The organism is Nitrospirota bacterium, assembly GCA_035516965.1.
GTDB lineage: Bacteria > Nitrospirota > UBA9217 > UBA9217 > UBA9217 > MHEA01.
The window spans coordinates 1-18,096 of the sequence record DATIZR010000049.1; the positions used below are offsets into that span (position 1 = coordinate 1).

Consider the following 18,096-nt stretch of genomic DNA (forward strand, 5'->3'; position numbering starts at 1 on the left):
TACTTTGCGGCAATGCGGCGTCTTGTCATTGCTGCTTGGGGCGGGCGTATTGAGATTGATGACACCGGCCTCATGAATCCATCTGTCCATGCTTCAGTGGAGCAGATGGCGAAAAAACACGCTCTCGACTATCAGACTCACTCCAGTCAGTTACTATTCTTCGCGGTCGATACTCTGCTCTCGGTCCGAACTCGGCTGCGGTGCTAATCACTGCGGACGGTAAGTTGGCCGCTGCTGCTTCCTCGGAGCGCATTCGTGTCTGGAACTGCATTGCAGGTCCAGCGCCAGACTGGGCATAATCCTTCCTGAAGTTTTGAAGGTTCCATTCTTAGCAGCCATTAAATTTACACTCGGTACATGTTAGCTTCATCCTATAAAATGTCAATTCAGAGTCAGTTGACATCTCCCTAAATCAGTTTATAATCATTATAGATATTATCATTTTTCGGAATTGTCTGGAATGATGTTTATCCTTACAACCTGCGGGCATCTTTCTTGCGAAATCCACTAACAAAGGGTTGTCGTATATGAGCCTGATGGTTCCGTTCAGACAATAAGGGCTGGGAAAGCAATAATTATTTTCTCCACAACGTTCTGCAACGGGGCGGGATAATCGTGATCCTTCAACTGGCAGATCCAATCAACTACGTGCTGAACGGCTATGCGATCCCCGTGCTGGTCGCCGGTATCGCAATCGCCTGCCTCGGATTCTTTGTTCTCTTCCGGGAGCGCGGGTCCGGCGTCGGCGCTTCGTTCCTCTTCCTGTGCCTGAGCGTCGGTCTATTCCTGGTATCCTTCGGTTTTAATTATTCGAGCACAGACGCCAGCGTGTCACTTTTCTGGATCAGGATATCACACCTGGGTGTTGTCTTTATCCCCAGCAGTGCCCTTCTGTTAACGCTGGTGCTCTTCGACTTGTACCATCGGTACAGCCTTTTCATTGCGGCCAGTATCGGCCTGTCATTTCTCTTTTGCCTCGGCATTTTCCTCTCTGATCAGTTTATCCGCACTACCGAACGCTTCTCCTGGGGCAACTACCCCCACTACGGACTGCTCGGTTTTGCTTTTCTTATTTTTTTCTTCGGTATCATGGCCTACATACTATTTCTCTACTGGCGTCAGTATCGGGGCAGTACCAATGAGAGGAACAGGAAAAGGAACAAAGGCTTGTTCTTTGCCTTCAGCGGCGGTTACCTGGGGGCTGTCGATTTTCTGCCCGCGCTCGGCGTTCCGGTCTATCCCTTTGGATACATTCCCATTTTCTTTTTTATTGTTGTCTGTACCTACGTTGTCATTCGGTACCAGCTCGTGGACATAACGCCCGAAACGGCTGCGGGTGAGATTCTGGAGACCATGCAAGGGGCCGTCATCGTCACGGACCTGGAGGATAGGATCCAGGTGGCCAATCGCGTAGCGTTGGAAATGCTCGGATATCAAAAATCGGAGATTCTCGGCAGGGACCTGACGTCCATTCTTCCGATTCCTGCAGAAATGAGCGCTGTCCAGGCAGGGGAGCGTTCCCTCGACAGGGAGATGGTCTGGCCCGGCAGGTACGGGAAACAATCCGACGTCATCGTATCCGCGTCCCAGGTGACGGACCATCGTAACGTTCCGGTAGGGACGGTCTATGTAGCCCATGACATTACCGAGCGCAAGCAGTCGGAGGATGCGCTGCGTAATCAAGAATCGGAATTGAATAAATCGCAGCGTCTGGCGCATATCGGCAGTTGGGACTGGGACGCGGTCAAGAACACCATCTGGTGGTCGGACGAGTATTACCGTATCTACGGCCTCGATCCGCAGAATCCGACGCCGAACTACGAGGAGCATCTCAAGGCCTATACCCCGGAGAGCGCCGGACGGCTCGACGCTGTGGTAAAGCGGGCCATGGAAACCGGCGAGCCCTATGAGGTCGACCTTGAACTGGCCCACCCGACTCCTACCACACGATGGATCGTCGCACGGGGCGAAGCCAAGCGCGACACGAATGGAAACATATATGGTCTTCGCGGCACAGCCCAGAACATCACCGAACGCAGGCAGATGGAGAACGAGCTACGGATAAGCGAGGAAAAATTTCGGAAGGCATTCTTGACCAGCCCTGATTCGATTAACTTTAATCGACTCCAGGACGGAATGTACGTCTCAGTGAATGACGGTTTCACCAGGATGTCCGGCTACACTGCGGCCGAGGTTATCGGTAAAACCTCGCTTGAGCTAAACATTTGGGCCGATCCGAATGATCGTCAGAAATTACTGGAAGGGCTGAGGAAGCTGGGAGAGGTTAAGAACCTGGAGGCACGCTTCCGTACAAAGGACGGGCGAGTCATTGACGGAATAATGTCTGCGGCGATCATCGAGATCAATAACATTCAGCACATCGTCAATATAACCCGTGACATCACCGAGCTCAAGCTGGCGGAAAGGGCATTGCGGATATCCGAAGAGCGCTTGAGCCTGGCGTTGCAAGCGGCGGAGCAGGGGATTTATGATTTGGACTTAAGAACAGGCGAAGCTATTGTAACCTCGGAATATGCCCTTATGCTTGGCTATGACCCCGTTGAATTTCATGAGACCAATGCAAAATGGATAGAGAGACTGCATCCTGATGACAGGGAGTCCGTTGCTGCTGTATACCGAGCTTATGTTAAGGGTGAATTACCGGAATATAAGGTCGAGTTCAGACAGAAGACAAAAGATGGAAACTGGAAATGGATCCTGTCTCTCGGCAAAATCATGGAGCGTGATACGGATGGTAATCCCCTCCGCATGATCGGAACACATACTGACATCACCGAGCGCAAACAGGCGGAAGCTGTGCTGCAGGAGAACCAGGCACGGTTAGACCTTGCACTGCGGTCTGCACATATGGGTGTATGGCGCTTTGAGCTCAAGGAGAACAGGCGCTATTTCGACGACCTGACCTGCCAGCTGTTTGGGATAGATCCGGCCACGTTCACCGGGACACCGGAGGAATTCTTTCGGGTCGTACATCCTGAAGATCGCGAAAAGATAAAGGCCGCAATAACGAGGGCCATTGAGCAGGATACACTTTATGAGCCGGGGTCATATCGCGTTGTCTGGCCTGATGGAAGCGTTCATTTTATGTCAGCCCGCGGCAGGCTGATCCACGACGACAAGGGGCAGCCCTTAAGAGTCAATGGTATCGTATGGGACATCACGGATCAACATCTCCTTGAGCTGGAGCGTCTCAAAACCCAGAAGCTCGAGTCCATCGGCACCCTCGCAGGCGGCATTGCCCATGACTTCAACAATCTCTTGCAGGGTGTTTTTGGCTACATATCCATGGCGAAACTGACCTACGACCAGAAAGAGAAATCGCTTGTCATGCTGGAACAGGCGGAAAAAGCCCTGCACCAGTCCGTGAATCTGACTTCGCAGCTTTTGACCTTCGCGAAGGGCGGCAAGCCGGTGATTAAACCGACGAATGTTCGACCGTTGATAGAGAATGCCGCAAAGTTCGCCCTGAGCGGATCACGTTCCGATTACCGAGTCGTTGCTGAAGACGCTCTCTGGCAAGTGGAGGCCGACGAGGGCCAGATCACACAGGTGATCCAGAACATTGTTTTAAACGCCGACCAGGCCATGCCGGAGGGCGGACTGGTTACGATCATGGTGAAGAATGTTAAGGTCATCGGCAAGACACCTAGCCTCGACCTCCCGAAGGGCCGATACGTGGCAATCGTGATCAAGGACAACGGCATCGGCATTCTGGAAGAGCATTGTGCGAAGATCTTCGACCCCTATTTTACGACAAAGGAAAAGGGCAGCGGTCTGGGACTCGCGACCTCCTATTCGATTATCAGGAACCATGGCGGCCTGATCAACGTGAACTCCAAGGTAGGCAAAGGGAGCACTTTTTATATCTACCTTCCCGCGTCAGACACTCAGGAGCACGGAGAGCCCCTTCAGCCGGCGGCAGTCATGGCACCGCGGCGCGCCGCCAGAGTATTGGTCATGGATGATGAAGAAGTCATTAGGAATCTGAGCATCGAGTTACTCGTTGAGCTAGGACATACTGCAGAGGTCGTAGAAAAGGGCCAGGAGGCGCTCGAAAAATATCAGAATGCAATGACCGCAGGAACTCCCTTTGACATCGTCATCCTCGATCTGACCGTTCGGGGTGGCATGGGGGGATTAGAAACGATACAAAAGCTCCTCCAGATCGATCCAATGGTGAAGGCAATAGTGTCGAGCGGTTACTCGGATGACGCGGCTCTGTCGAATTACCGTGAGTTGGGATTCCAGGCCTTCCTCAAGAAACCCTACCGGGTAGGAGATCTGCAGAGAATATTGAATTCATTGCTTGCCTGATACAACCGGAATTCTTTGCCCTCGTCATCATATCGACAGAGCAACCTTGTAGGTGTTATCTGCTGTAGTCAGCATTTGTGCTGGCAGCATGGCAATGAGGTGCGATCGCGGGATTTACTCGCTGTTGGCCATGCGAATGGCGGGGTTATTACGGCAGCAGGCTACCCGCACCGCTGTGCTTGAGCATGATCTTCTGGAGCATCATGGCGATGCCGGTCCCGAGCGTGAAGAGCGAATCAATGGGAAGGTTCTTTTCGGCGCTCTCGTCGAAGAATACATGGAGCTTGGACTCCATATCCTCTTCCGGTTTCCAGTAGCAGATCAGGATCGGCACCCGGGGGAGGGGATACAGGACAACGGAGATATCGGCGTTGAAATCATTGAACGATGAGACGGCGCTGAACATGCTGATCAGGTCCTCGAAAAGGGCCGCATGCCTGTCGGCGATCTGCTTCAGCGGCTTCTCGCATCGCTGCTCAAAGAGACGGCTCCAGGTCTGACCGCTCGGAAGCTCGCGCAAGGGGACCCAGTTCCCGGTGACTTCCGCGCCCGTGCAGTTTACGACGTAATCGAGCAAGGGCAGGGAGAACCATGCGTGCGTATGGCACTGGGACCTGACCGTTCCCTGAGCGTCGACCTCGAAGTCCCTGCCGAGGCAGGAAATGACGAGGGAAGAATCATTCACCCTGCCGCACAGGCACTCCACCCGCGAGGGCAGCTCGATAGTTCTGATCTTCTTCTGTAATTTTTTCAGTTGTTCCTGCTGGACGCTCTCCAGGTTCACCTGCCGGTCTATTTTCCCGCTATACTCGCTGATGATTTTTTTGTCCAGACGGGGGCAGCCGGAGAGCTGCGCTTCCTGTTTGATGACCGCCGCAGCAAAAGCCATGCAGGTTCGTGGCGGGCATTCTCCGCAGTTCGATCTGGGCAGCAGCTTATAGACCTCGAGGGGTGTTCTGAGCCTGGACATAAGCGTCTCATTCAACGGGAAATCCAATGAAAAATACACCTTGTCCCGGTGCATTGCAAGAAGGTTTTAAAACGGGAGCGGAGTGATAGCTTCGGCCGGGGAAGGGGGTCGAATCGTTTTGGACGGCCGGACATGGAAAGGTCTTCTCCCCTTCATCGGCAGAAGCCTTCCCTGAAGGAATTCGGGGCACTTATTTTTTGACTGCGTTTTTGAGCCGCTCGAGCTTGTCGGCGCCCACGCACTCTTTCGCAAAGGCGCACCACTCGATGCAGGACGTGCCGATGGGCCGGGCATTCACGTGGCCGCACTTCTTGCATGCCGTGTCCGGCTCGTCGCTCCAGATCTCGACCTTCTCGCCGCACTTCTGGCACCGGATATCTTCCGGCTTGGGCGACCGTATTTCAGTACTTCCTGGGCATCCTTCCTTGAACATGATTTAATTCTACCTCAACAATCACGCGCCGTCTATGATGCAGATCATAATCGCAACGCCGATTCTGACTTGGCTGCGCGTCACAATTTTACGTCGAACTGCATCTCCCGGTCACCCAGGAAAAAGCGCTTCCTGATCACCTTCACGCTCACGGTCTCGCCTTTCTTCTTGAAGAAGAGCACGAGCCTGATGTCCTCCACGCTCTCAACCTGTTCGTTGTCGAGCGACAGGATCCTGTCCCCGACGGTCATGCCGGCTTTCTTCGACACGCTGCCCTCGGGCAGTTCGATGATGCTGACCGCGCTGTTCTCGACCTTGAGCACCGCCATGAGCTTCGGCGGCGCGACTCCCTCGAGCGGCTGCGGCAGGAGCAGGTAGTTCGCGACGTCCGGTTCGACCTCGCTGTCGTTCAGCGCGATGAAGTAGGGGAGGCTGTTCCTGCGGAACGCTCGCTTCGGGATGCCGGACCCGTAGGAGAGATGGCCGCTGCCGGCGATCACGACCATGCGGCGTTCGGGGTTCTTCCGCAGGAACTCGTCAATGGACTCCGCCATGGTCTCGTCCCAGAGCACCTGGGCCTCGAAGAAGTAGTCGAAGCTCAATTCGGCAGCACCCGGGTGCTGGTCGAAGGCCGACTTCAACCGGTCCCGGTACCCGGCGTCCGAGAAATCCATCTGCCGCGGCACCTCGCTCCGCTCCTCACTGGTCAGGGAATCGAGGCCGGATTTCGAGACCTTGTCCGTGATCTCCTTCCGCTGGTTGAGCGCGACCACGGGTATCCGGTGCTCCCGCGCGAAATCGAGGATGGGTTTGTACAGGTTGTAGTCGAAGACCCAGCGCTTGAAGTACTCCGATTGCTTCAGGAACGCGCGTTCGTCGATCGTGCCGCCAATGTAGTCATCAAGCACCTTCTGGAAGGGCCGCTGGAACATTTCCATGCCGATGGCGAGGCTCAGCCCCTTCTCGTGGAGGGCACTGATCACCTGGAGCTGCACGGCATGGTGCGCGAACTTGTCATGATACTCGCCGAGGTAGATGATCCTGTTCCCGGCCGCCGCGGTGACGGCTTCGGTCAGCGTCTTGACCGAGGAAAGGTCGATTGCCATCGTTCTTTCTCTGAGCTCCATGAGCATACCCCTTTGCGACTCGTCGGTCTTCCGGGAAAGGCCGCCCGCCCGGTCGACGGTCACGCGGCTGTACCTGCCGGACTGCAGCATCTGAGCAAACCCCGCAGCCGCGTCCCTGTCGGTGCGCGCATGCATCAGCAGGACAGCCTTGCGCGGATTCCAGGGATTTTTCCTTGCAATCAGATCGAAGGCTGCGCCGGTACCGCTCATCATCCCTCCGAACAGACGGTCGATAATGGGGTTGTCCCTGCCGAGGACTACAAGCGAGGAGGACTTGAGCGAAGCATCGGTGAGGTCTGCCGCCTCCTTTACTAGGGCCCCCTGTTCCTTCAGTCGATCAATCACTCTCTGGTAGGACTCCCGGCCGGCAACGGGGAGCACGACCAGGCGGCTGTCGTCCCCAAGGAATGTTTCGATCAGGGGGGGCGACTCCTCCTCGGTCAGTTCCCGTGCAAGGTCATAATCCGGGTCGATAACGAGGTTCCGCGGCTCCTCGGGAGGCTGGAGGGTGATGTCTGTCTTCCCGGAGCCGATGTTCAGGCGCTCCGTCGTAACAGCGCCGTTCGCCAGCGTCATGACGGCCGGAACCTCGACGGGAATGGACAGATTATGTTGGTCCAGCGTGAAAGTGACCTCGAAGATGTCACCGGAGCGCTGGACCGCGGGCTTGTCCGGGACCAGCTCGGCAAGCCCTTCTTTGTCCACCCATTGCTTGAAGAAGGGGGCAAGGTCAGAGCCTGCGCGGCGCTCGAAGGCAAGCCGCACATCGTCCCATGAGGCGCGCTGGAACCGCTTTTCCGTGATCAGTTCCCGAAGCCCGTCAAAGAACATTGTGTCGCCCAGCGACCGCCTGAGCATGTGAAAGACGAGAGCTCCTTTACCGCGGCCAATGGCGCGGGCAGCGCCGTCCGTGCCGTCCCGGAGACCCCGGAGCGACGTCTCATTCTTGGCGTTCACCCGGGAGGCATAGTCGAGGAGCAGTTGTTTTCGGAAATCCCGGCCCCTGCCTGCCTGCTCCTCGCTCAGATGTTCTCCCAGATAGGCGACGAGTCCGGCGGCCCAGTTACCCTGTTCAGGATCGACGAAGACCGCACTGCCGAACCATTCGCTCAGGATCTGATCGCGCAGGGGGGCCTCCGCACGGGAAAGGCGGAAGTCGCCCCGGTCGATCAGGGCGATGGTCGGTTGCGCGACGGACAAGGATCGCACGCTCTCGACGAGAGATATCCTCCGGTACGGAAACCGGGAAAGGAGCTTCTCGTACTGCTCGAGGTAGTCCCTGGCCTCCGCGAGACGTATGGCTGCATGGCCCCGGTCTTCGGGAAGATAGTACGTAACGATCTCGACGCCGTTCATCTCGTTGCTGAGCAGCGCGTAGCGGCCGGCCACAAGGCTCAGCCCGTCGAGGGGATGGTCGAATTGGAAGTGGAATTCCCACTGGCCATCGCGGATGTTCTTCTCGATCGCGTCCGCCTCGGACACGGCCTCGTACCCCGCCGGCAGATTCACCCTGAGCCGGTATCGCGCGGGCCCTTCGATCTTCGGATACCAGGCGCCGGTCAGGAATATCCCATTGGCATCGATGACCCTCTCCTTGATCGGCGGGGATCCCGATCCGGAACTTGTCCCGCCCTTGAACACTCCTTCATATTCGATCGTCAGTCGTCCGCCTTCCTTGGGAGCGGTGCTGATCGCGATCCTGTTGTTCGTGACCGCACGATCCATGGCAACACCGTTGAGGCTCACGTTCTTGATGATGAGGTCCGACGTGGTGATCGTAACCGGCATGTCGGGAGCGAGCGCGATGGTGGCAACGCCTGTCAGGCGAGAAGCGGGAAGGTCGATGGAGACGGTGAGGCTGTATTCCGGCAGCGTTATTTCGTTGCTGCGAGCCGGAAACGGGGAGAGCAGGATGAGAATAAGAAAGAGACTGCGAATCAGTTTCGGCATAGGTGCCTCGTGAAGAAGACCGTAGAGCTATCATAGCAAAAAAAATCATATTTATCCATAAGTTATTATCTCCGGCGCGATGATGGCTCATGGCGGTCCCGCGGAAATCCCGGGTTCCGGACCATCGTCATCCGTGTTTTCATGATATTTAGCTTGTATTTGGAAGGCTTCGCAATTATAATGGCCATCTAGTTTACAACGACTCCGGGGGAGGTTTCCAAATAGATGGCTGTAAAAAAAGGTGCAAAAAAGAAAACCGCCGCAAAACCGAAGCCCAAGAAAGCGGCCAAAAAGGCGGTCAAGAAAGCCGCTAAAAAAGCCGTCAAAAAAGCAGCGCCGAAAAAGCGCAGCACGGCCAGACCGAAGAAAGCTGCAGCGAAGCCCGTGAAAAAAAAGAAAACCACGGCTGCACAAGCCGTCCCGTCCCGTCCCGCACGCATCACCCCGGCAACGCAGAAGCGGAACGAAGTGCTGAAGAAGATCCTGCTCAAGAAGCGGAACGAGGTGGTAGCGGGCCTCGAAGCCCAGATGGGCCGCAAACTGACGCGGGAGACAGGGCAGCGGATCGACGCGGCAATGGACAGTGCGGACATGTCATCGCAGGACATGGACCAGGGCATTGATTATTCCCTCATCGAGATGCGGTACGAGCAGTACAAGGACATCGCAGACGCCTTCCGTAAGCTCCAGAACAACACCTTCGGCCTGTGCGAAGAGTGCGGCGAAGAGATCGACATCAAGCGGCTTGAAGTGAACCCGCTCGCCCGGTACTGCATCTCCTGCAAGACGAAGAAAGAGGAGATCGAGCGGATCCAGAAGGAAGAGACGAGGTTCAAGGAATAAATCTCTGGGAGGTCAGGCGGTCCCGAAAGGACATGCTTCTCACCTGTCCCTGTCGTGTCAGAGAATCAGGTTTTTCTTGACAAAAAGTCCGTAATCCAGTATCGTATGCCTCTGATTTTCCGGGGCGGTGTAGCTCAGCTGGTAGAGCAGGGGAATCATAATCCCTGTGTCCGGGGTTCGAGTCCCTGCACCGCCACCATTTTTCCCCCACTCTCTTTTTCCGCGGTCGTTGTCCCCTGAACACTGGAAGATATCCAAAGCGTGTTCCTGTTGCCATGGTGTTTTAGCTGCGTAATTCTTTCTCTCGCTCATGCTCCTTCTGAACGTTCAAGATACCATCAGGAAGTACGGCCTTCTGGACCCCGGAGACCGGGTGGTTGTCGCGGTATCGGGCGGGCCGGACTCGGTCTGTCTTCTTGCCATCCTGCACACCATGGCGAAGAACCTCGGCCTCTCCCTCCACGTGGCCCATCTTGACCATATGTTCCGGGGCGAGGAATCGGCGGAAGAGGCGCAGTTCGTCGCCGATCTCTCGAAAAAGCTCGGCATCCCGTCGACGAGCGAGCGGTTCGACGTGCCGGCCTTCTGCCGGGAACGGGGACTGTCGGCCCAGGAGGGCGCGCGCAAGGTCCGGTACGGATTTCTGGAGCAGGTGGCGCACGATACCGGCGCCAGCCGCATCGCGACGGGCCATACCGCGGATGACCAGGCCGAGACCTTTCTGCTGCGGCTCCTGCGCGGCGCAGGCGTCTCGGGTCTGTCCTCCATCCCGCCGAGGCGCGGGATGATCATCAGACCGCTCATCGAGATCACCCGGGACCAGGTACTGGACTACCTGAGGGAGAACAGCCTCGGCTTCAGGACCGACCCATCGAACGCGAAACCGGTATACACGCGGAACAGGGTGAGGATGGATGTCATCCCTGTCCTCCGGCAGTTCAATCCCCGTATCGTTGAAACGCTCGCGGCCGAAGCTGCCCTGCTCCGGGACGAGGATGAGGCCGTTGACGCCTACCTGGGATCGGTCACGGAGGCCGCTCACCGGGAGGATGACGAGACGGTCTCGATCAAACGCGATGCCTTCGACACGCTCCCGCCCGCTTTCCGCCGCAGGTTGCTCAGGAAGATCGCGGACATGACGGACAGGGGCGCCTCATTCCTGTCGCTCGGCCAGATCGACGATGCGCTGTCGTTCATGCTGAGCACGCAGACGGGGAAATCGATCATGCTGTCCCCCGGGCTTTCAGTCACCCGGGAATACGACCGGTTCGTCTTCAGCTCGCCGGCGGCTCGCCCGGGCTTTTCCCGAACCCTGTCGCACCCCGGCGCCACGATGGTCCCGGAGCTCGGACTCGAGGTCAAGACCCTGATCGCGGAGGGCCGCCGGACCGAGCCGGAGCTTTCAAATTATATATGGCAGGCGCAGTTCGATTATGATAAGATAGGGCCGCTTTTGACGCTCAGGAGCAGGCACTCCGGCGACCGGTTCAGCCCCTCGGGAATGGCCGGCAGGAGCAAAAAGCTCCAGGACTATTTCGTGGACGCGAAAGTGCCGCGCCGAAAGCGGGACAGGGTACCCTTGCTCTGCTCGGGAGAGGATATCCTGTGGGTGGTTGGCCTCAGGACCGATGAGCGGTTCCTGGTAACGGAAGCAACGCGGACGGTGCTGACGGTGCTGATCAGACCGTCAGGCGCGAGACATGGGGAGTGAGGCAACGGGAACGTCTCAAGATCCCGCCTTACCCTTTACGGATATTACGGAGGCCATGCCATGGTAGGCATCGATTTTGGGAAGCCGCTGTTTACGAGCGAGGAGATACAAAGGAAGATCCACGAATTGGGAGCGAGAATATCGACCGATTATGCAGACAGGGATCTGCTGGTCGTCGGCGTGCTAAAGGGAGCCCTTTTCTTCATGTCCGACCTGCTCCGTTCGCTCAGGATATCGGTCTGCATGGATTTCATGCATGTCACCAGTGCTTCCTCGAAGGACAGGGAGGGGCACCCCGTTCAGATCCTGGCCGACATGAAGCAGGACATCAGCGGCAAGCATATCCTGCTCGTAGAGGACATCATCGACTCCGGCCTGACCGTGGACTACCTGAAGAAGATGCTTGTTGCCCGGAATCCCGAATCCCTCAAGGTCTGCGTGCTGCTGGACAAGCCCGACCGGCGTCAGGTGCCGATCGAGGCGGACTATGCCGGTTTCCGCATCCCGAACAAATACGTGGTCGGCTATGGCCTCGACTACAAGGAACGCTACCGCAACCTGCCCTACATTGCCGTGCTGCCGCTCGAGGAGCGGCAGTCCTCATAAGCTACCCCTGACAGGCGTGGGAAGGGGACTTCCCGTAAGGAAAGTCCATCCAGAACGGGATTAAACTGTTGTTTCCGGCCGGTCAATATGTTAGAATTCAATATTTCGCAGGCCCCGGGGCCTGCCGCTTTTTTCAGGAGGTTTTGATCGGTGAACTCATTCTACAAAAATCTGGCGCTGATACTGCTGTTCGTCGTGGTATCCGTGCTGATCTTCAATCTCTTCAATCCCGTGAACACGGCATCGGAGCAGCTGCCGTTCAGTTCCGTCATGGATAAGATCGCGAATGGCGACGTGAACGACGTCACGATCAAGGGTAACGAGATGTCCGGAAACCTGAAGACGGCGAAGTCCTTCAGAACGAACCTGCCCGAATATCCCGATCTCGTCAAGGACCTGCGCGCCAAGGGCGTAAAGATCAACGTCGAGCCCGTCAAGGAGTCGGCGTGGTACAACTTCCTCGTGGTCTGGGCGCCGCTCATTCTGATGGCGCTCTGGTTCCTGTTCATCATGCGGAACATGCAGATGGGCGGGAACAAGGCCATGTCCTTCGGCAAGAGCAAGGCCAAGCTTTTGAACGAAAGCTCCAAGAAGGTGACCTTCAGTGAAGTGGCCGGCATGGACGAGGCCAAGGTCGAGGTGCAGGAGATCATCGAGATCCTCAAGGACCCGCAGAAGTTCCAGAAGCTGGGCGGCAAGATCCCCAAGGGCGTGCTGCTCGTCGGGCCTCCCGGAACGGGCAAGACCCTGCTTGCACGGGCCATTGCCGGCGAGGCGGGCGTGCCGTTCCTGTCCATCAGCGGATCGGACTTCGTCGAAATGTTTGTCGGCGTTGGCGCCTCGCGCGTGCGCGACCTCTTCGAACAGGGCAAGAAGAATGCCCCCTGCATCATTTTCATCGACGAGATCGATGCCGTGGGCAGGCATCGCGGTGCCGGCCTGGGCGGCGGCCATGACGAGCGCGAGCAGACCCTGAACCAGCTCCTCGTCGAGATGGACGGTTTCGAGAGCAACGAGGGCGTGATCCTTGTGGCGGCTACGAACCGCCCCGACGTGCTCGACCCGGCGCTCCTCCGGCCCGGCAGGTTCGACCGCCAGGTCGTGATTCCCCGGCCCGATCTGAACGGCCGCGTCGGCGTGCTCAAGGTGCACACCCAGAAGATCAAGCTGGCGCCCCATGTGGATATCGAATCCATTGCCCGCGGGACGCCGGGCCTCTCCGGCGCCGAGCTGGCGAACCTCGTGAACGAAGCGGCGCTGCTCGCGGGCAGGGCCGGCAAGACCCAGGTTGAGAACGACGACTTTGACCGCGCCAAGGACAAGATCCTGATGGGCCTCGAACGCAAGAGCATGCTGATCAGCGACGAGGAAAAAAAGAACACCGCATACCATGAGGCGGGCCATACCATGGTGGCGAAGCTCATCCCCGGCACGGACCCGGTCCACAAGGTCTCTATCATCCCGCGCGGCATGGCGCTGGGCGTCACGCTCCAGCTGCCCACCGCCGACCGGTACTCCTATGACAGGGATCACCTGCTGAACAACATAGCGATCCTGCTCGGCGGCAGGGCTGCCGAGGAGATCGCTCTCAAGCACATGACCACGGGCGCGGGCAACGACCTCGAGCGCGCCACCCTGCTTGCCCGCAAAATGGTGACCGAGTGGGGCATGAGCGACAAGCTCGGTCCGCTCACCTACGGCAAGAAGGAAGAGCAGATCTTCCTGGGCCGCGAGATCGCCCAGCACCGGGACTACAGCGAGCACACCGCTGTCGAGATCGACGAGGAAGTGAAGCGAATCGTGGTCCAGAACTATGAACGGGCGAAGAAGCTGATCACCGACCGCCGCGACACGCTTGACACGCTCACGAGGGCACTGCTCGAGAAGGAAACCCTCGACGGGCCGGAGATCGAAGCGATCGTGAACGGCCAGCCGGCCACGGCGTAGGAGGCCGGCATGGCGCCTGTCTTCCGCATCTCGGGGCATGGTGCGATCACGGTGGTTCTGCACGGTCTGACCCCTGAAGAGTCAGGCGAAATCCGTAATGCCTTGCGCAGCGTTGATGGCGGGGCGGACCAGAAGTCCGCTCCGCCTTCTTTTTCGGAACAGACATTCCGGGACGGCGCCACGGTGCCGGTCCTGACCGGCACCGCCGACCAGATCAGAGAAGCCTCCCGCATCATCGCTGCGTACGGCGGCCGGGCCCGCGCTCTAGCCGAAAAAATATCGTCGCACCTTGACAACTACCTGCGCTCGGATTATAAAATGAGCTGCAAGGGGACCGTGCTCGACCTCGGCAGCCGCACGCACATCATGGGGATCCTGAACGTCACCCCCGATTCGTTTTCCGACGGCGGCCGCTATGCCGATCCGGAGCGCGCCCTGGCCCATGCCCGGGACATGGTCACCGCGGGGGCGGACATTATCGACATCGGCGGCGAGTCGACCAGGCCCGGCGCGCTTCCCCTCTCCGAGGAAGAAGAGCTGCGAAGGATCATCCCGCTCATTGAGCGCCTGTCGGCGGAGCTTTCCATTCCCCTTTCGGTCGACACGTACAAGTCCTCCGTCGCCAGAAAGGCGCTCGATGCAGGCGCCTCGATCGTGAACGATATCAGCGGGCTCCGGTTCTCGCCGGACATGGCCATGATCGCAGCCGACGCGGGCGCAGCCGTCGTGATCATGCACATCAAGGGCACGCCGCGCGACATGCAGCAGAAACCGGTCTATGCCGACGTCATCGGCGAGATATCTTCTTTTCTCGCGGAGGGGATCGAGCTCGCCGAACGGGCAGGCGTCAGCCGCGAAAAGGTGCTGATCGATCCGGGGATCGGGTTCGGGAAAACGCTCGAGCACAACCTTACGATCCTGGGCAGGCTCGAGGAGTTCCGGACGCTGGGCAGGCCGATCGTGCTCGGCACGTCGCGGAAGAAGTTCATCGGCACGGTACTCGGCATTCCCGGGCCGGATCACCGCGTGCTGGGATCGATGGCGACGATCGCGCTGGGAATCGAGCGGGGCGCCTCTGTCCTGCGGGTCCATGACGTTGCCGAGACGGTCCAGGTCGCGCGCATGACCGATGCGATAATGAGGACAACCACAGGATTTTCGTCATCCAATCGCGGGAACCAATGACCAGGCGCCACGGATAGACGTCCGGTCATGGTGATCTCATGCTTGGATCGCCTCCTGGTTCGATGATTTGTAATGGGGAACCTATCTTTATTCCATGCTGACCAACTTTGCCGAAATACGGGCCGCCCTCGCCCACTACCGCTGGTTCAACGACACGGTGGACATTGCGCTCGTCTATTACATGTTTTACCGCATCCTGCTGATCATCAAGGGAACACGGGCGTTCCAGATGCTCATCGGGCTTGGCATCATCGTGATCGCCCTCGTCGCATCCCGGGCGTTCGAATTCTACACTCTGGACTGGCTCATCCATAGCTTCTGGTCGCAGATCGTGCTCGCTATGGTGATCCTGTTCCAGCCCGAGATCAGGCGCGCCCTGGCCCAGGTCGGCCAGAACAACATCTTCAAGTCCCTGTCGGCCGTGGAAAAGTCCACGTTCATAGAAGAGACGGTCAAAGCCGCTGTGTCCATGGCGAACAAGCGGATCGGCGCGCTGATCGTGCTGGAGCGGGACACGGATCTTTCGACGATCGTGGAAATGGGGACAGAACTGGATGCAAGGGTCACGAAGGAGATCCTGGTCAGCATCTTTCTCCCCTACTCGCCGATCCATGACGGGGCGGCCATCATCCGGAGCGGCCGGATCGCGGCGGCGGGCTGCTTCCTGCCCCTCACGCTGTCGTCAAACATAGCCAAGTCCTTCGGTACGCGCCACCGGGCCGCCATCGGCCTGACCGATGAGTCCGATGCGGTGGTCGTGGTCGTGTCGGAGGAGACCGGCGAGATCTCCGTGGTGAAGCACGGCGCAATCGAGCAAAATGCGGATGCGCAGGCGCTCAGGAAGACGCTCCAGGAGATCTTCATCAGAAAGAAGAACGGAGCGCCGTAAATGGACATCCGCCGATGGCTCACCGACAACTGGGGCATCAAGCTGCTCTCGCTCGGCCTTGCGGTCGCTCTCTGGTTCTACGTCACCTCGACCGGAAAAACGGAGCTGACGCTCACGGTCCCCATAGAGCTGAGGAACATACCGGCCGGCATGACGGTCGTGGGAGACGTCACCGGCAGTCTCGAAGTGCGCGTGCAGGGCCAGGAGCGCGTGATGGGGGACAGCGCATTCAGCAAGAAGATCGTCGCCCTGCTCGATCTGTCCCTGACGAAGGAGGGCGAGAACGCGGTCCCGCTGTCCCCCGATGATATCAGGCGGCCGGCGGGAACGATCATCACGCACCTGTCGCAGACCGAGGTCAAGATCAAGCTCGAACGGCTCGTCCGGAAAACCTTCCGGTTGAGGCCGGTCCTGCACGGTACGCCCGCCGCCGGGTACCGGCTGGCGGGCGTTGCGGTGACGCCGGCGAAGATCGTGCTGGAAGGGCCGGCAAGCGTCATGCAGACGATCGACAGGCTTGAAACCTTGCCCATCGACATCCAGCGGGCGAGCCAGAGCATGAGCGTGGAGCCCCGGATCGATTACCAGGGAAAGCCGGTTAAGCTCCTGGAGAAGAACATCACGGTGCGCGTGAATATTGAGAGGACGGGACAATGAAAAAGCTGTTCGGCACTGACGGGGTCCGGGGCGTTGCGAACCAGGACCCGATGACTTTGGAGATGGCCATGCGGATCGGCAGGGCGGCGGGGCATGTCTTCCGCGATTCCTCCCGCCGCCACCGGATCGTCATCGGCAAGGACACGAGGCTCTCCGGCTACATGATCGAAAGTGCCCTCACGTCCGGGCTCTGCTCGATGGGCGTCGATGTGCTGCTCGTGGGGCCCGTGCCCACGCCTGGCATAGCGTTCCTGACGCGGAGCCTCCGCGCCGATGCGGGAGTCGTTATCTCCGCATCGCACAACCCCTACGAGGACAACGGCATCAAGTTCTTCGGGCGGGATGGATTCAAGCTGCCCGACGAAACAGAGGACAAGATCGAGGAACTCATCTTTTCCGATGCCATCGACCACGTCCGGCCGACGGCGTCCGAGATCGGCAAGGCCTTCCGGGTCGACGATGCGATCGGGCGGTACAACGAGTTCGTGAAGTCATCGTTCCCGCGCGGCATGGACCTTGCCGGTCTGCGGGTAGTGGTGGACTGCGCCAACGGGGCGGCCTACAAGATCGGTCCGCGCATCCTGACCGAACTCGGCGCCGACGTGATCGCCCTGTACGATGAACCGAACGGCATGAACATCAACCAGGGCTGCGGCTCGCTTCATCCCGAGGTGATCAGCAGGGCGGTCGTCGCGAACGATGCCAGCATCGGCATCGCCTTTGACGGCGACGCGGACCGGGTGATCCTGTGCGACGAGCGGGGAACGGTCGTGGACGGCGATGCGGTCATGGCCATCTGCGCACTCCAGATGATGAAGGAGGGCAGGCTCAAGCAGAACACGCTGGTGGCCACGGTGATGAGCAACCTCGGGCTGGAGCTGGCTATGAAGAAAGCGGGCGGAAGGCTGGTGCGCGCCGCTGTCGGCGACCGCTATGTCATGGAAAAGATGCTGTCCGGCGGATACAATCTCGGCGGAGAGCAGTCCGGGCACATTATCTTTCTCGATCACAACACGACCGGAGACGGCCTCATCTCGGCGCTCCAGGTCCTTTCCGTGATGCGGCAGGCCGGGAAGCCTCTGTCCGGGCTGGCATCGTGCATGAAGAGCTACCCCCAGACGCTTGTGAACGTGCAGGTGAAGGCGAGGCAGGAGCTGGCGTCCATCCCCGAGATCGCGAACCGGATGGCGGAGATCGAGAAGAAGCTTGAGGGTACGGGGCGCCTCCTCGTCCGTTATTCCGGCACGGAACCCAAGGTCCGCGTGATGATCGAGGGCGAGAGCGAAAAGGAGATCAACGACCTTGCCCAGGGCCTGGCCGGCATCATCAGGGAGAAGCTGGGGTAGCATTCTCTCTTGGAGATGAAAGAACGATGATATAAGAATCAGTCCTGAACAGGGTCGAGAGCCCGTCCCGACATACTCCGATCGGGGCTCAGCAACT

The 18,096-nt window shown here is 58.5% G+C and carries 13 protein-coding genes and 1 tRNA gene; 11 read left to right on the forward strand and 3 right to left on the reverse strand.

Annotated elements, in window-relative coordinates; genetic code table 11:
* Positions 1-207 (forward strand): hypothetical protein (locus VL197_07410; protein HUJ17806.1); only part of this gene is annotated, 207 nt, incomplete at its 5' end.
* Positions 208-615: 408 nt separating this feature from the next.
* Entirely contained in the window at positions 616-4,335 is a 3,720-nt protein-coding gene (locus VL197_07415) for a PAS domain-containing protein (protein HUJ17807.1), read from the forward strand.
* Positions 4,336-4,483: 148 nt separating this feature from the next.
* On the opposite strand, the gene VL197_07420 is transcribed toward VL197_07415, so the two are convergent.
* The 3 genes from VL197_07420 to VL197_07430 all read right to left on the reverse strand — a co-directional run bounded on the left by VL197_07420 (position 4,484) and on the right by VL197_07430 (position 8,815).
* Positions 4,484-5,305, reverse strand: coding sequence for a DUF3786 domain-containing protein (locus tag VL197_07420; protein ID HUJ17808.1), 822 nt, complete (start codon positions 5,303-5,305; stop codon positions 4,484-4,486).
* Between the two features lie 190 nt (positions 5,306-5,495).
* A complete protein-coding gene (locus tag VL197_07425; GenBank protein ID HUJ17809.1) occupies positions 5,496-5,738 on the reverse strand; it encodes a hypothetical protein in 243 nt (80 codons plus the stop codon).
* A gap of 80 nt (positions 5,739-5,818) precedes the next feature.
* On the reverse strand, positions 5,819-8,815 hold the full coding sequence (locus tag VL197_07430; protein HUJ17810.1) for a ChaN family lipoprotein: 2,997 nt from the start codon (positions 8,813-8,815) through the stop codon (positions 5,819-5,821).
* 225 nt (positions 8,816-9,040) lie between these two features.
* Between VL197_07430 and VL197_07435 the strand changes: the two genes are divergently transcribed.
* The 9 genes from VL197_07435 (at position 9,041) to glmM (ending at position 17,999) form a co-directional block, all read left to right on the forward strand.
* Entirely contained in the window at positions 9,041-9,658 is a 618-nt protein-coding gene (locus tag VL197_07435; GenBank protein ID HUJ17811.1) for a TraR/DksA family transcriptional regulator, read from the forward strand.
* Between the two features lie 123 nt (positions 9,659-9,781).
* A tRNA-Met gene (locus VL197_07440) sits at positions 9,782-9,857 on the forward strand.
* A gap of 111 nt (positions 9,858-9,968) precedes the next feature.
* Positions 9,969-11,369, forward strand: a complete 1,401-nt coding sequence (gene tilS, locus VL197_07445) for a tRNA lysidine(34) synthetase TilS (protein HUJ17812.1) — start codon at positions 9,969-9,971, stop codon at positions 11,367-11,369.
* Positions 11,370-11,429: 60 nt separating this feature from the next.
* Entirely contained in the window at positions 11,430-11,975 is a 546-nt protein-coding gene (hpt, locus tag VL197_07450; GenBank protein ID HUJ17813.1) for a hypoxanthine phosphoribosyltransferase, read from the forward strand.
* A 150-nt stretch (positions 11,976-12,125) separates the two neighbouring features.
* Positions 12,126-13,922 (forward strand): ATP-dependent zinc metalloprotease FtsH, encoded by a 1,797-nt coding sequence (gene ftsH / locus VL197_07455; protein HUJ17814.1) that lies wholly within the window; start codon positions 12,126-12,128, stop codon positions 13,920-13,922.
* Between the two features lie 9 nt (positions 13,923-13,931).
* Positions 13,932-15,107, forward strand: a complete 1,176-nt coding sequence (gene folP / locus VL197_07460) for a dihydropteroate synthase (protein HUJ17815.1) — start codon at positions 13,932-13,934, stop codon at positions 15,105-15,107.
* 94 nt (positions 15,108-15,201) lie between these two features.
* The gene (gene cdaA / locus VL197_07465; protein HUJ17816.1) at positions 15,202-15,996 is read left to right on the forward strand and encodes a diadenylate cyclase CdaA; all 795 of its coding nucleotides are present in this window, start codon (positions 15,202-15,204) and stop codon (positions 15,994-15,996) included.
* Positions 15,997-16,653, forward strand: coding sequence for a CdaR family protein (locus VL197_07470; protein HUJ17817.1), 657 nt, complete (start codon positions 15,997-15,999; stop codon positions 16,651-16,653).
* Complete coding sequence (glmM, locus tag VL197_07475; GenBank protein HUJ17818.1) at positions 16,650-17,999, forward strand: phosphoglucosamine mutase; 1,350 nt, start codon at positions 16,650-16,652, stop codon at positions 17,997-17,999. The genes VL197_07470 and glmM overlap by 4 nt, the downstream gene beginning before the upstream one ends.
* The last annotated feature ends 97 nt before the right edge of the window (positions 18,000-18,096 follow it).

Coding starts and splice junctions, on each gene's coding strand:
- VL197_07420 (HUJ17808.1), bottom strand. CDS start 5,305: ATGTCCAGGCTCAGAACACCCCTCGAGGTCTATAAGCTGCTGCCCAGA.
- VL197_07430 (HUJ17810.1), bottom strand. CDS start 8,815: ATGCCGAAACTGATTCGCAGTCTCTTTCTTATTCTCATCCTGCTCTCC.
- cdaA (HUJ17816.1), top strand. CDS start 15,202: ATGCTGACCAACTTTGCCGAAATACGGGCCGCCCTCGCCCACTACCGC.
- VL197_07470 (HUJ17817.1), top strand. CDS start 15,997: ATGGACATCCGCCGATGGCTCACCGACAACTGGGGCATCAAGCTGCTC.
- VL197_07435 (HUJ17811.1), top strand. CDS start 9,041: ATGGCTGTAAAAAAAGGTGCAAAAAAGAAAACCGCCGCAAAACCGAAG.
- hpt (HUJ17813.1), top strand. CDS start 11,430: ATGGTAGGCATCGATTTTGGGAAGCCGCTGTTTACGAGCGAGGAGATA.
- folP (HUJ17815.1), top strand. CDS start 13,932: ATGGCGCCTGTCTTCCGCATCTCGGGGCATGGTGCGATCACGGTGGTT.
- VL197_07425 (HUJ17809.1), bottom strand. CDS start 5,738: ATGTTCAAGGAAGGATGCCCAGGAAGTACTGAAATACGGTCGCCCAAG.
- glmM (HUJ17818.1), top strand. CDS start 16,650: ATGAAAAAGCTGTTCGGCACTGACGGGGTCCGGGGCGTTGCGAACCAG.
- tilS (HUJ17812.1), top strand. CDS start 9,969: ATGCTCCTTCTGAACGTTCAAGATACCATCAGGAAGTACGGCCTTCTG.